13 protein-coding genes are annotated in these 13295 nt (G+C 67.5%); 8 read left to right on the top strand and 5 right to left on the bottom strand.

Features of this window, described 5'->3' with window-relative positions; genetic code table 11:
- Positions 1-47 precede the first annotated feature (47 nt).
- On the bottom strand, positions 48-1715 hold the full coding sequence (locus ACIGJC_RS15230) for an FAD-dependent oxidoreductase (protein WP_483709793.1): 1668 nt from the start codon (positions 1713-1715) through the stop codon (positions 48-50).
- A 21-nt stretch (positions 1716-1736) separates the two neighbouring features.
- Entirely contained in the window at positions 1737-3248 is a 1512-nt protein-coding gene (locus tag ACIGJC_RS15225; RefSeq protein WP_483709792.1) for a polyamine aminopropyltransferase, read from the bottom strand.
- A 177-nt stretch (positions 3249-3425) separates the two neighbouring features.
- On the opposite strand from ACIGJC_RS15225, the gene ACIGJC_RS15220 reads away from it, so the two are divergent.
- From ACIGJC_RS15220 to ACIGJC_RS15185, 8 genes are all read left to right on the top strand, one after another.
- A complete protein-coding gene (locus tag ACIGJC_RS15220) occupies positions 3426-3812 on the top strand; it encodes a DUF350 domain-containing protein (protein ID WP_483709791.1) in 387 nt (128 codons plus the stop codon).
- 40 nt (positions 3813-3852) lie between these two features.
- Positions 3853-4884 carry an SPFH domain-containing protein gene (locus ACIGJC_RS15215; RefSeq protein ID WP_483709789.1) on the top strand — a complete coding sequence of 344 codons (1032 nt, stop codon included), beginning with the start codon at positions 3853-3855 and terminating at the stop codon, positions 4882-4884.
- A 9-nt stretch (positions 4885-4893) separates the two neighbouring features.
- Positions 4894-6408, top strand: a complete 1515-nt coding sequence (locus tag ACIGJC_RS15210; protein WP_483709787.1) for a DUF4178 domain-containing protein — start codon at positions 4894-4896, stop codon at positions 6406-6408.
- Positions 6409-6412: 4 nt separating this feature from the next.
- Positions 6413-6580, top strand: a complete 168-nt coding sequence (locus tag ACIGJC_RS15205; RefSeq protein WP_483709786.1) for a hypothetical protein — start codon at positions 6413-6415, stop codon at positions 6578-6580.
- Between the two features lie 10 nt (positions 6581-6590).
- Positions 6591-7004, top strand: a complete 414-nt coding sequence (speD, locus tag ACIGJC_RS15200) for an adenosylmethionine decarboxylase (protein WP_483709785.1) — start codon at positions 6591-6593, stop codon at positions 7002-7004.
- Between the two features lie 41 nt (positions 7005-7045).
- Positions 7046-7492, top strand: coding sequence for a Cd(II)/Pb(II)-responsive transcriptional regulator (locus ACIGJC_RS15195; RefSeq protein WP_483709784.1), 447 nt, complete (start codon positions 7046-7048; stop codon positions 7490-7492).
- A 543-nt stretch (positions 7493-8035) separates the two neighbouring features.
- Positions 8036-8455: a nucleoside diphosphate kinase regulator gene (gene rnk / locus ACIGJC_RS15190; protein ID WP_483709783.1), complete on the top strand. Its 420-nt coding sequence runs from the start codon at positions 8036-8038 to the stop codon at positions 8453-8455.
- Between the two features lie 253 nt (positions 8456-8708).
- The gene (locus ACIGJC_RS15185) at positions 8709-9065 is read left to right on the top strand and encodes a hypothetical protein (protein ID WP_483709782.1); all 357 of its coding nucleotides are present in this window, start codon (positions 8709-8711) and stop codon (positions 9063-9065) included.
- 254 nt (positions 9066-9319) lie between these two features.
- Here the strand turns inward: ACIGJC_RS15185 and ypfJ are convergent, their stop codons facing one another.
- From ypfJ to ACIGJC_RS15170, 3 genes are all read right to left on the bottom strand, one after another.
- Positions 9320-10198, bottom strand: a complete 879-nt coding sequence (gene ypfJ, locus ACIGJC_RS15180) for a KPN_02809 family neutral zinc metallopeptidase (RefSeq protein ID WP_483709781.1) — start codon at positions 10196-10198, stop codon at positions 9320-9322.
- A 235-nt stretch (positions 10199-10433) separates the two neighbouring features.
- Positions 10434-11897, bottom strand: coding sequence for a pyruvate kinase (gene pyk, locus ACIGJC_RS15175; protein WP_483709780.1), 1464 nt, complete (start codon positions 11895-11897; stop codon positions 10434-10436).
- Positions 11898-11973: 76 nt separating this feature from the next.
- Positions 11974-13281, bottom strand: coding sequence for a glycerate kinase type-2 family protein (locus ACIGJC_RS15170; RefSeq protein ID WP_483709779.1), 1308 nt, complete (start codon positions 13279-13281; stop codon positions 11974-11976).
- Between the last annotated feature and the right edge of the window lie 14 nt (positions 13282-13295).

Here is a 13295-nt window from a genome sequence, read left to right as displayed (position 1 = left end):
CGGAATTCTACAGGATGGTCATGGCGTGCGCGGTGACGTAATGAGCGCTAGCCCACGATGCGCGCGGCCGCGCGAGTGCCCCACCAGGCTGCCTCTTCGAACACCGACAGGCCCGACAGATCCGCGTGCGCGAACTGGACCGGACCCTCCACGTCACGCAGTGCGCTCGTGCCGGCGTTGGCCAGGAAGCCACGCAGCGGCGACGCCATGGCATGGCCGCGTGCCGTGATCTCCACCCGGTCGGCGTGGCGCCAGAAGCCACGCCCGTACACTTCGCGCAGGTCGGTCACGGCATGGTCCATCAGTTCGGCTGCGCTTGCGTCGGCCAGCCAGCGCCGCATCTCGGCCGGCTGCGTCGGGCGGCCCAGCGCGGCGGCATCGAGCGGGCAATAGGCGGTGAAGACCGTGCGCGCCGGCGGCGCCTGCCGGATCAGCTGGTGCGTCGCGACCACATAGCCCAGCGCACGCGAGCCGTGCACGACGTTGTCCCAGGCCAGCGGCACGCCCGGTGCCTCGCCGGGAAAGCCGCGCAGGTAAAAGCTCGATACCAGCCACGCCGCGTGCGGCGGCAGATGGCGCGCCGGATCGAAGCCGAAGCGCGCGAGCGGCGTCAGGTGCGCGGCGACGTGCAGCGGCATCGCGCAGATCACGCGGCGCGCGCGCAGGCGCACGGTGCGCGGGGTGCCGTCGCGATCCGTCATGCCGGTGCAGAGCACGTCCACGCCCTCGCGCGATTCGTCGAGCCTGAGTGCCATGCCTGCACGATGCCAGTCCGCGCGCCCCGTCAATGCGTCGATGCGTGCAGTCAGCTTCGACACCAATCCGTGCAAGCCGTCCGGCCAGGTCAGCACGGCGCCATCCGCAGCGTTCCGCGCATGGCCGCCGCGGCTGGCGAAGTAGTGCAGCCCCGCCCAGGCCGACACGGCACCATGGCCCGCGCCGTAGTCGTCGCGGCAGCAGTAGTCGGCATACGTGTGCAACGTGGGCGATGTGAAGCCTTCGTCCAGCAGCCACTGGCGGAAGGTGCGTGCATCGAGCGCCGTCCACTTCGGGTCGCGCGAAGCGAGTGCGAGCGGGATCGCAAAGACCTTGCGGCCGTCATCGCCGTGCGCGTCGCGAAGTTCGCCGATACGCGCGAAGAAGCGTGCATGCTGCTCGCTCTCGCCGGCACCGAGGGCATCGGTCGGCAGCAGGCCGTCATGCCACTGGCCATTGCGGAAGTGGCGCTCCTCGGGCGCATGCACGATCACGCGTTCATCGAAGCGCGGGCGCATGCTGAACGGATCGTGCTCGATCACGCCGACGTCGGCGAGCATCTCGCGCATATGGGTCGATTCGGCCGACGGCAGCGGCAGGTAGTGCGCGCCGCGTGGGAAGCCTAGGTCGCCAAACTGCCCGGCCGCCGTATTACCGCCGAACTCGGGTCCATCGATGACGATGAAATCGCGCAGGCCCGCGCGCGCGAGCTGCCACGCAGAGGAAAGGCCCGCGGCACCGCTGCCGAGAACCGCGACATCCGTGCGTAGCTCGCCATCAGGCTTGGGCCACTGCGCGGCGTCGCGCAAGGCGTGCCCTTGTGCCATGCCGGGCCGCAGCACGACCGGCGTGGGCTCGTACATGCCGACACCGGACAGGAAGCGGCGCGACGCATCGCCCAGCTTGTCGCAGCCGGCCAGCGCGGCCGACGCGCCGATCAGGAACGTGCGGCGATCCATCACCGTGCGCGCACCGACGTATCAGCGGATGACATTGCCCCAGTCCCGCTCGAAGTCATGCACCAGCGACTGCTCGTTAAGCCGGTTAGGGTGGCCGGCGCGCGGCGCCATGTCCGGCGGAAAGCGGAACATCAGCGCGGTGCTGTCCGCATCCAGGAAGCGCATCGGCATGTCGTAGTGCGTGGGCGGCGTGTAGTCGCCGCGCTTGCCGGCGAGGATGAAACCCCATTCGCCGAATGACGGCACATAGGCGTGGTAAGGCCAGGTATGCAGGCCGGCTTCGTGCAGCGTCGCGTCGATGCCCCAGAACGAGCGCGGCGCGTAGTACGGCGAGGTGGACTGCACCACGGCATAGCCTTTCTCGGCGAGGTGCCGCGACAGCAGCCGGTACATCGGCACCGAGTACAGCTTGCCGAGCCCGAAGTTGGACGGATCGGGCAGGTCGACGATGATCGCGTCGAACACGTCCGCGTTCTGCTCCATCCATTGCGCGGCATCGGCGTTGATGACCTTCACGCGCGCATCGCGCAATGAATCGCGGTTGAGCGCGCGCAGCGGTGCGCTTTGCGAGAACAACGTAGTCATGGCCGGGTCCAGGTCGACCAGCGTCACGTGTTCGATATGGCGATGACGCAGGATCTCGCGCAGTGCCAGGCCGTCGCCGCCCCCGATCACCAGCACCGTGCGCGCCCACGGCAGCGCCTGCAGCACGGGATGCACCAGCGCCTCGTGGTAGCGGTGCTCGTCGCGCGAGGAAAACTGCAGGTTGCCGTTGATGTAGAGACGCAGGTCGTCTTTCCAGCGCGTAATCACCAGGCGCTGGTACGGCGTCGATTCGCTGTGGATGATCTCGTCGCCGAACAGCCCGCGCTCGGCCCAGTGCGTCAGCCGGTCCGAGCCGGCAAAGCCCGCGCCGAGCAGCGCGATCACGACCAGCGCGCGCATCGTGCGCAGCGGCACCTGCGGCAGCTCGTCGCGGAACAGGCGCGTGGTGTAGAGCGCCACCGCCGCGTTGAGCATGCCGAACAGGAAGCCCGTGCGCGACAGGCCCAGCCGCGGCGCCAGCACCAGCGGGAACACCAGCGACACCGCCAGCGCGCCCAGGTAGTCGAACGTCAGCACGCGGCTTACCAGCTCGCTGAATTCGGCGCGGCGCGCGTTCAGGATGCGCATGACCAGCGGGATCTCCATGCCCACCAGCACGCCGGTCAGGAACACCAGCGCATACAGCGCCGTGCGGAACGGCGCCGACAGCCACGCGAACACCACGAACAGCAGCGCCGCCGAGATGCCGCCGAGCAGGCCGACCAGCACCTCGATGTCGATGAAGCGCGCGAGCACGTCCTCGTCCTTTACATAGCGCGACAGCCACGAGCCCACGCCCATGGCGAACAGGTAGCAGCCGATGATCGACGAGAACTGGAGGATGGAGTCGCCCAGCAGGTAGCTGGACAAGGCGCCGGCGATCAGTTCGTAGCCAAGCCCGCAAGAAGCTACGATCAACACCGAAATGACAAGGGTACGGTCGCGCATCAGGCGGCGGTCTGGGGAATTTGCGAGGATCGGGAGATCGAGCGGATGAGACTGCGGATATACTTGCGGCGCATTCGCGCACTGCCGGCGCAATCGTAGTCAAATGTCCATGACATGCCCGGCAAGGGTTCCATGTCACCGGACACCGGCGCTGTCGACAACCGCCACGGGAACAGCATGCAACCGATCTACGCCTACGCCCTGCACCTGCTGGCAAGCCTGGTACTGCTTGCCGTGTTCGTCGGAGTCTACACCAGGATCACGCCGTTCCACGAGTTCGCGCTGATCCGCCAGGGCAACATCGCGGCGGCGCTGTCGCTCGGTGGCGCGATCCTGGGTTTCTGCTTCACGCTGTCGTCGTCGATCCAGCATAACGACACCTTTCCGGCATTCCTGATGTGGGCGGTCGGCGCCATGGTGGTCCAGGCGCTGGTCTACGCGGGCCTGACGCGCGCGCTGCCCGACATGGACGCCGCCATCGAATCCGACAATATCGGCATGGGCGCCCTGATGGGCACCATCTCGGTCACCGTGGGCGCGATCAACGCGGCCTGCCTGTCCTGAAACGCGCTTCGCTCGCATCCCCGCCGCAAGGAGACCTGACATGAGCATCGGTTCTTTCATCAAGAAGCAGTTCATCGACATCCTCCAGTGGACGGAGGACACCGACGGCGTGCTGGCCTGGCGCTATCCGATGGAGGACATGGAGATCCAGTACGGCGGCAGCCTGACCGTGCGCGAGTCGCAGATGGCGGTGTTCGTCAACGAAGGCAAGATCGCCGACGTGTTCGGACCCGGCATGTACAAGCTCACCACGCAGACGCTGCCGGTGCTGACCTACCTGAAGAACTGGGACAAGCTGTTCGAGTCGCCCTTCAAGTCCGACGTCTACTTCTTCAGTACGCGCCTGCAGATCGGCCGCAAGTGGGGCACGCCGCAAGCCATCACCATCCGCGACGCGGACTTCGGCATGGTGCGGCTGCGCGCGTTCGGCCTGTATTCGTACAAGGTCGCGGACCCGGCGAAGTTCTACAGCGAGATCAGCGGCACACGCGCCGAATACACGCGCGATGAAGTGGAAGAGCAGCTGCGCAACCTGCTGATCGCCACCATGACCAACGCGCTCGGCGCGTCGTCGCTGCCGTTCCTCGATATGGCCGCCAACCAGGCGCTGATGTCGCAGACCATCCGCGAGCGGCTGGCGCCGGAGTTCGAGCGCTACGGCGTGGCGCTGGACAATTTCGCGGTCACCAACGTCTCGCTGCCGGAAGAACTGCAGAAAGCCATCGACACCCGCATCTCGATGGGCATGATGGGGGACATGGCGAAGTATACGCAGTACCAGGTCGCCAGTTCGATCCCGCTGGCTGCGCAAAATGAAGGCGGCGTCGCCGGCCTGGGCGCGAGCCTGGCCGCGGGGGCGGTGATGGGGCAAGCGATGGCCGGCGGATTGGCTGGGACAGCGGGCGCACCGGGCGTACCCGCCCCTGCGGTGCCGCCTGCCACGGCGGCTGCCCCTGCGGAAGATCCGGCCGCGCGCCTGCAGAAGCTCAAGGAACTGCTCGACAAGGCGCTGATCACCCAGGCCGAGTTCGACAGCGCCAAGGCGGAGATCCTGAAGAAGCTGGTCGGCTGACGGGGCTGCATGCAACAGGTCAACTGTCCCGGTTGCGGCGCGGAGGTCGCGTTCCGTTCCTCCGCCGCCGTCATGGCGGTCTGCGAGTACTGCCACAGCACGCTGGTCAAGGACGCCGAGTCCGTCAAGGACATCGGCAAGATGTCGGCCGTGCTCGAAGACTACACGCCGCTGCAGCTCCACGCGTCGGGCCAGTGGCAGGGGCAGGGCTTCACGCTGGTCGGGCGCATCCAGCTGCGTTACGAAGCCGGCTTGTGGAACGAGTGGTACCTGCTGTTCGACGATGGCAGCGACGGCTGGCTGGCCGATGCATCGGGCCAATACATGCTCACGCGCCGCGTATCGCCGGAACTGGCCGCGGCCGAACAATTCGACAAGCCACCGAAGTTCGAGTCGCTGCGCCCCGGCGACAGCCTGTTTTACGACAAGCGCCGCTGGCTCGCGGGCGATGTGCGCACTGCGCGCTGCACGGGCGGCGAAGGCGAGTTGCCATTCGTCGTCGGCACGGGCTGGACCGCGCAGGTGGCAGACTTCCGCGACGAAGGCCGCTTCCTGACGCTCGACTATGCCGACGGCTATCCGCCGGCCGTCTACACGGGCCAGCTGGTCACGCTGGACCAGCTCAAGGCCCAGCTTCTGCGTGGCGCCGATGAGGTCGGCCGCACGGCGGACCGCTATCGCGGCAAGGCGGTATCGCTGGCGTGCCCGAACTGCGGCAGCCCGATTGCCTATCGCGCCGGCATGGCGAGCTTCGTCGTCTGCGGCAGCTGCCACAGCGAGGTCGATTGCACCACCTCCACCGCTATCGTGCTCGAAAAGCACGAGGAACTGGAGGCGCTGAAAACCAGCCTGGCGCCGGGCGATATCGGCCAGATCGGCGGCAAGCCCTATGCCGTCCTCGGCCTGATGCAATGCACGGACAACGACGAGGACGAAGCGTCGACATGGGTCGAATACCTGCTCTTCAACGAGGAGCGCGGCCTGTTCTGGCTGGTCGAGCAGGACAGCGGCTGGGACAAGGTCGAAGTGCTCGACACCTGGCCGCGCATGGCCTCGGCGGAGGTGGCCACGTTGCAGGGCAAGAACTTCCGCAAGGGCTTCGACTACCGCAGCGAAGTCCTTTATGCCGCGGGCACGTTCAACTGGCGCGTGCGCGTGGGCGACAGCACGCAGCTCACGGAATTCGGCGAACAGGCACTGCGGCTCACGCGTGAAACGTCCGCGACAGAGATCGTCTGGACGCGCTCCGCCCCGGTCGCGCGTATGCAGGTGGCGCAGTGGTTCCCGCGGAACAAGGCGCTGATCGCGGCCGCGGCGCAGCCGGGCGCGGCCCTGCGCAAGAAGCCCGACAACGCCGACCTGGCCTTCTGCCGCAAGGCGGCGAAGTGGTACGCGATTGCGCTGGCCATTCTCAATGTACCGGTGGCGCTGGTGAAGGACAGTGGCTGGGTCACGCTGGTGTTCGGGCTGCTGCTGCTGTGGGTACCGCTATGGCTGGTGGGCCGCTGGTCAGCCAAGGACTGATGACGTGCGACTTCTCTATCTGATCTACGGCCTGATCGTGCTGTTCGGTGCGACGTTCTACAACCTCGGTTCGGGCAGCGACTACAAAGCCGGCGGCTCGGGCGGTTCCGGCCGCGTATGGGGCGGCAGCAGCGGCGGCGGCAGCTGGTCGTCGGGTGGCGGGCACAAGTGAGACGCGCATCGTGAACGCACCGCAACTGCCTTGCCCGGCCGTGCTCGGCCGCCACCTGCTGCTCGACCTGCAGGGCGTCGCGCCGGCATTGCTGACCGACGCGGCGCTGGTCGAGCGCGTGCTGTACGCGTCGGCACAGGCGGCCGGCGCAACGCCCGTGGATGCGCGCTTCCAGCATTTCGGGCCGGGGCTTGGCGTGACGGGCGTGCTGCTGCTCAAGGAGTCGCACATCAGCATCCATACATGGCCCGAATACGGCTTCGCGGCTGTGGATATCTTCATGTGCGGTACGGCCAGGCCCGAACTCGCCGCCGAACATATCCGCGCCGCGCTGGCGCCGCGCGCCACGACGCTGCGCGACGAGGCGCGGGGCATTGCCGGTGCTGCTGAGGACGCTTCGGCAAGCTCGCCGGGTCTGCGCTAGACTACGCAAAACCCCGTAGTCACTACAGAGATTCCGGCTCCATGCGAATCGGCGAACTTTCCCGGCATAGCGGTTGCGATATTGAAACCATCCGCTACTACGAGCGCGAAGGCGTGCTCGACGCCCCGCAGCGCGAGGCCAACGGCTATCGGCGCTACGGCGACACCCACCTGATGCAGCTCAATTTCGTGCGGCACTGCCGGTCGCTGGGCATGAGCCTGTCGGACGTGCGCCGCCTACGCGATTTCGAACGCAATCCGTCGCAGGACTGTGACGATGTCAACGCCTTGCTGGACCGCCAGATCGAACAGATCCACGCCCAGCGCGTGGCGCTGGAAGCGCTGGAAAGCCAGCTGCGCGCCTTGCGCGAGACCTGTCATCACCAGCACCAGGCCGCCAGCGAATGCGGCATCCTGCAGAATCTGCAGCAGGCTGCGGCCGGCGCGCCGTGCGAATGCCACGCGCCCGCCACTGGCCACGCCCACTGAACCGGGCGCGCCGCGCCGGCCATCTGCCTGTGCTACGATGGCCGTTCCTGCACCAGGCCGGTGCGCAGGCAAACGAAGCCCTGTCAGCCCTGTTGCCGGATGTTCGGATCTGCCGTTGCCGCGATCCACTCCGGGTTTCCTATCCTGATTCCTGTTATCCGCGTGACCGCCATGCCAGCCCGCCGTTCGCTGCCCACCGTACCTGCCCGCCCCGCGCGACAGGTGTGCGCGCGCGCCGGCGCTCCCGCACTGGCCACGCGCACGACGCCCCGCCGCCGGGTCAGCGCTCCGCCTGATCCCGCCCGGTTCCCAGCCTGACAGTCCCACCACCAGGGGCCCGGGCCGAACCGGGCCCGAGCCTCACGCCTGCCGCGTGACACCGATGCGCCTTGCCGGCGCCGCGTGACGCTGCAACGCCGGCACTGATTCACCGCTTCACCGTTCACTGTTCCCAGATGTTCCCGCATGGTCCGTCGGCAATGCCGTCCGGTCGCCGTGCCGGACTTCACCTGACCGCCACCGATACCTGACGGAGGATTAGCCATGACGGCCACCAACCCGACCGCAACGACCCTCTACCTGACCGAGCTCGACGTCACGCGCCTGGAGCGCATGGCCAGCCGCCCCGGCGCGGCCCACATGGCCGATATGCTCGATGAACTGCTCGCGCGCGCGGCCATCGTGACGCCGCAGGAGATCCCGACCGACGTGGTCACCATGAACTCGCGCCTGGTCTGCGCGCTGCAAGGCGATGCCGCGCCGCGCCAGTGGACGCTGGTCTACCCCGACGAAGCCGACTTCGATGCCGGCCGCCTCTCGGTGCTGTCGCCGGTCGGCCATGCCTTGCTGGGCGCACGCGCCGGGCAGACCGTCAGCTACCGCATGCCCGATGGCCGCGAACAGCAAGTGACGGTCACCGAGATCACGTTCCAGCCGGAGGCCAGCGGCCAGTACACGCTTTGATCCTGTGGAACGGGGGCCGCACGGCCCCCGGTTCCAATGGGCGCGCACCGTGCGGATAGCGGTCCACACACGCCGTTCGTCACCAAGTCCGTCGTTTCACGACTATCAACTCACCATTCGTCGCAGCGTCATTTCCGATGACGTAGCCAGTGACTAAGCTTCAGTCCGTGCTCGCACCGCAACAAAGATTGCGTGGCGGCAAGACGTTAGCTGGTCACACAAAGCAAGACGAAATCAGTTGAAGGAGTCCGAAATGATCGCCAAACGCATTCTTGGCGGCGCGTTCCTGGTGGCGGCGCTGGTCGCATCGGCCGCGTCGATCGCTGCCCCCGCCGCGACCAGCAAGGCCGGCAAATTCGATGTGTACGCCGATGCACTGCGCAGTGTCACCGGCAAGTTTGACCCGTATGTGGACGGAGCCAAGCAAGGCAAGTACGACGTCTACACCGACGGAGCGCGCAAGGACCGCTACGACCCGTACACCGACGGGGCGCGCACGGACCGCTTCAATCCTTATACGGACGGAGCGGTATTTAGCGGCGAGATCTCCGCGAGCTCGACCGACAACTCGCGCACCGGCGACGGTTCGCTCTACGGGTATCGCGTCTGACGCACTCGCCAGGGTTCTCTCAGGACCTGCAGCGGCCACCTTCGGTGGCCGCAAGTTTTCTCTCCCGCCTGCCCGGCAGACCTCCTCCTCCTTCTCTCTGCGCCGGGCAGGCGATTTTTCCCCTGACGATGACAAGCTGACTCCGGCATCCGATCCGGTGGCGGTCGTGCGCCCGTGCGTCCGTTTCGTCGCGCCGTGCCTCGGGAAGGGACAAGCATTACGTGGCGAACAAAGTTCGCATCACACTGGCCGGGTCAAGGCTGGCGCGCGGCGAAGGTGTCGCACTTGCGGATATCGCCCGTGGTCAGGCCCTGGCGCAACCAGCGCACGCGCTGCTCGCTGGTGCCATGGGTAAAGGCTTCCGGCACGACATAGCCTTGCGACTGCTTCTGCAGCCGGTCGTCGCCGATGGCGGCGGCGGCTTTCAGGCCTTCCTCGATATCACCGGGTTCGAGCAGTTGCTGGTTGGCCCGCTGCGCATTGGCGGCCCAGACGCCGGCCAGGCAATCGGCCTGCAACTCCATGCGCACCGACAGCTGGTTGGCCTGCGCCTCGCCCATGCGCCGGCGCGCGGCATCGACCTTGTCGGAGACGCCCAGCAGGTTCTGCACGTGGTGGCCGATTTCATGCGCGATCACATACGCCTGCGCAAAATCGCCGCCCGCGCCGAAGCGCTGGCGCAGCTCGTCATAGAAAGCCAGGTCGATATAGACCTTGTGATCGCCGGGGCAGTAGAACGGACCCATGGCCGATTGCCCCGTGCCGCACGCGGTCGGCGTCGCGCCCGAGAACAGCACGAGCTTGGGCGGATCGTAGCGCCGGTTCAGCTCGGTCTCGAAGATGTGCTCCCATGTCCGCTCGGTATTGCCCAGCACCTTGCGCGTGAACACCGTCATCTGGTCATTGGCCGGCGGGCGGTTGGCCTGCTGATGCTGCTGGGGGGCCTGCTGGCCTTGCAGCACCGACGCGCCCTGCATGATGACCGAGGGATCGATACCAAAGAAGTAAGAGGCGGCAAGGGCGATGATGACCGTGCCGATGCCAATGGTCTTCGGACCACCGAACCCGCCGCCGCCAAAGCCGCCGCGGCGGTCTTCCACGTTCTGGCTTTCGGATTCGTCATCGAGACGCATGGGGGGTGCTCCGGGGATTGGGGGAAGGGGTTTGGATTGAAGTATAGCAATGCGGGTTGACGGGCATTTTCGTGTGCGCGATGGCCGGCGGGCAGGACCACGCGTCCGGTTTCCGGCAACCCGTTCCCCAAAAAAAACGCCACCCGCGCAGCCTTGGAGAAGGCCTTCGCGGGTGGCGGGCGGCAACTGGCACCACGGGGCACGGCCAGTGCCCCGGCCACTACAAGAAAGCGGATCAGACCGTGGCGGCCTCCCGGGCGGCGTCCACCGCGGCCACTGCATTGCCACCGACTTCGGCCACACGCAGCAGGTTGGTCGTCCCGCCCTGTCCGAACGGCATGCCGGCGGCAATCGTGATCTGGTCGCCGGGCGCGGCATAGCCTTCGACCAGCGCAGCGCGCGTAGCCGCTTCCACCATCTCGTCGACGCTCTGCACGTCCGGGCTCACGGTCGAGTGGATACCCCAGGCAATAGCCAGCCGGCGTGCGATTTCCAGGTTCGGCGTGATGCTGACGATCGGCGCGCACGGCCGCTCGCGCGCCGCGCGCAGCGCCGTGGCTCCGGAGGACGTGTAGGTCACGGTCGCCGCCGCACCGATGATCTGGGTGACTTCGCGCAGCGCCGCGCAGATCGCGTCCTGGCGCGTGTTCAGCGGCGTCTCGTGCTGGGCGTCGAGCAGGTTGCGATACAGCGGGTCGCGCTCGACCTCGGTGACGATGCGGTTCATCATCGACACGGCCGGCACCGGGTAGCGGCCGTTGGCCGACTCGGCCGACAGCATCACCGCATCGGCGCCTTCGTAGATCGCGCTTGCCACATCGGAGGCTTCGGCACGCGTCGGCACCGGCGAATCGATCATCGACTCGAGCATCTGCGTGGCGATCACCACCGGCTTGCCGAGCTGGCGGCACACGCGCAGGATGCGCTTCTGCACGCCGGGCACGCGCTCGGGCGGCAGTTCCACGCCGAGGTCGCCGCGCGCGACCATCACCGAGTCCGACACGCGCACGATCTCTTCGAGCTGCTGCAGCGCGGCCGGCTTTTCGATCTTCGACAGGATGCCGGCCCGCGTGCCGACGATCTCGCGTGCTTCGACGATGTCGGACGGGCGCTGCACGAACGACAGGCCGATCCAGTCGGCGCCGAGCGACAGCGCGAAATCCAGGTCCTTGCGGTCCTTTTCGGTCAGCGCGGGAATGGGGATCACCGCGTCGGGCACGTTCACGCCCTTGCGGTCGGACAGCGTGCCGTTGTTCACCACGCGCGTGGTGATGCTGCCGCTGGCCACGGCCTCGATCGCCAGGCGCACCTTGCCGTCATCGATCAGCAGCGACTGCCCCGGCTGCGCCGCGCGGAACAGTTCGGGGTGCGGCAGATGCACGCGCGTGCCGTCGCCGGGCGTGGGATCGCTGTCGAGCACGAAGGGATCGCCGGCACGCACTGCCACCTTGCCTGCGGCGAACACGCCGATGCGCAGCTTGGGGCCCTGCAGGTCGGCGAGGATCGCGATGGGGCGGCCGGTCTCGGCTTCGATCTGGCGCACGGCGTCGTAACGCGCGCGGTGGTCTTCATGCGTGCCGTGGCTGAAGTTCAGGCGGAACACGTCGGCCCCGGCTTCGAACAGCTGTCGGATCACCGCGATATCGGTGCTCGCGGGTCCGAGCGTGGCAACGATCTTGGCTTTGCGCTGGCGTCTCATGATGTCTCCTCTTCCATTCTCGGAACGGCGCGCCATGGTTGGCGTGCCGGTAATGCGGTTCGGTCGGTCGCGATGCTCAGACGATGAGGATCGCGCGGAAGTCGTTCACGTTGGTGCGGGTCGGCTCGGTGACGATCAGGTCGTCCACGCCGGCGAAGAAGCCATAGCCGTCGTTGTTTTCAAGATGCGCGCGGGCCGACAGGCCGCGTGCCGCGGCACGCGTCAGCGTATCGGGCGCGAGCAGGGCGCCGGCGTTGTCCTCGGAGCCATCGATACCGTCGGTGTCGCACGCAATCGCATGCACGCCGGGCAGTCCGTCGAGCGCGACGGCGAGCGACAGCAGGAACTCGGCATTGCGTCCGCCGCGGCCCTTGCCGCGCACGGTCACCGTAGTTTCTCCGCCCGACAACAGCACGCATGGCTTGCTGAAGGGCTGGCCATGCTGCGCGATCTGGCGCGCGATGGCGGCATGCACGACGGCCACGTCGCGGGCCTCGCCTTCGATGCAATCGGACAGGATGTGCGCCTCGAAGCCGAGTTCGCGCGCACGTGCCGCCGCGGCTTCGAGCGATTGCTGCGCGGTCGCCAGCGTCACGCTGCGGTGGCCTTCAAAGCGGGCATCGCCGGGCTTGGGCGTTTCGCCCGCGCCGCTTTCCAGATGCGCGCGCACATTGGCCGGCACATCGATGCCGTACTTGGCGATGACGGCGAGCGCGTCGGCGCACGTGGTCGCATCGGGCAGCGTCGGGCCGCTGGCGATCAGCGTCGGGTCATCGCCGGGAATATCGGAAATCAGCAGCGTCTCGACGCGGGCCGGCGCGCAGTGCAGCGCCAGGCGCCCGCCCTTTAGCGCGGACAGGTGCTTGCGCACGCAGTTCATCTCGCCGATGCTCGCGCCGCTGCGCAGCAGCGCCTTGTTGATGGCCTGCTTGTCTGCCAGCGAAATGCCGGGCGCGGGCGCAGCCAGCAATGCGGAGCCGCCGCCGGAGATCAGGCACAGCACGAGGTCGTCGGCTGTCAGGCCCTGCACGAGTTCGACCATGCGCTGCGCGGCGCGGGCGCCGGCTTCATCGGGCACCGGATGCGCAGCCTCGACCACTTCGATGCGTTTGCAGTCGGCACCGTGGCCATAGCGCGTCACCACCAGTCCGCTCAGCTCGCCCTGCCAGTGGGCCTCGACGGCCTGCGCCATCGCGGCGGCGGCCTTGCCGGCGCCGATCACCACCGTGCGGCCCTTCGGCGGCTGCGGCAGGTGCGGGGGCAGGCAGTGGCCGGCGCTGACCGATGCCACGGCGGTATCGAACAGGTCGCGCAGCAGTGCACGCGGCTGGAGGCTGGAACGCTGTGGGGTCAGCAGGGCGGCGCTGGTTTCGGTGTCGAGCATGGGGAATCCTGGGA

The sequence above is a fragment of the Cupriavidus sp. C3SS-1 genome (genome assembly GCF_057073755.1).
Note: the sequence above shows the minus strand (reverse complement) of the source record. Positions and strands in the feature narration are given on the sequence as shown.